This is a genomic window from Arsukibacterium sp. MJ3 (assembly GCF_000987765.1).
In the GTDB taxonomy this organism is placed as follows: domain Bacteria; phylum Pseudomonadota; class Gammaproteobacteria; order Enterobacterales; family Alteromonadaceae; genus Alishewanella.
In genome coordinates this window covers 1-589 of sequence record NZ_LAHP01000121.1, presented here as the reverse complement: position 1 = coordinate 589, position 589 = coordinate 1, and the positions used below count along the sequence as shown (strand labels likewise).

Genomic DNA, 589 nt, shown 5'->3' with positions numbered 1-589 from the left:
TGATATCATGGCAAGCAATATCGAAGCAGGCAACATTGAGGCAACCGATCGTAACTTGGCAACTGCAGCACGGAGTTACAACTCTGCGCGTGAGTTCGCTAAATCAGCAGAAATGTATGGTAAAGCGGTAGAGTTTGCTGCTACTGATGCTGACCGTCGTGATTACTATCGTCGTCAAGGTGAAGCGCTGCTTCTGGCACAGAAGTATCGTGAAGCTGTAGCTCCGTTTCGGGCTGCTATTGATTTAGTAGAGCGTAATGATGATGCGGGACGTTTATATATGTCTTTAGCTGAAGCTTATTTCTATAGTAATCAGTACCGCCAAGCATACCAAGCGGCACAAAGCGCCACGCGTTTTGATGCTACGCGCCGTAATGCAGAAGGCTGGTCACGATTTATTAAAGATACAGCGGAACGCCGCGGTTCAAGCATTTAAAACACCGTTTTTCAAAAACATTAAGTGTTTTAGTAAACAAAGCCCTGCTCTTGAGCGGGGCTTTTTGTTGTGTGCTAAGAGGCGCTAGCTCGATGGGTTTTAATACAGCTATAAGGCCACTTAGGCGCCCTTATCGGGTAGCTAGTGATGGCG

Annotated in this window: 1 pseudogene; it reads left to right on the top strand. The window is 46.9% G+C overall.

The features are described 5' to 3' along the window. A pseudogene (locus tag VT06_RS18320) lies at positions 1 to 436 on the top strand (hypothetical protein); the annotation flags it as partial. Between the last annotated feature and the right edge of the window lie 153 nt (positions 437 to 589).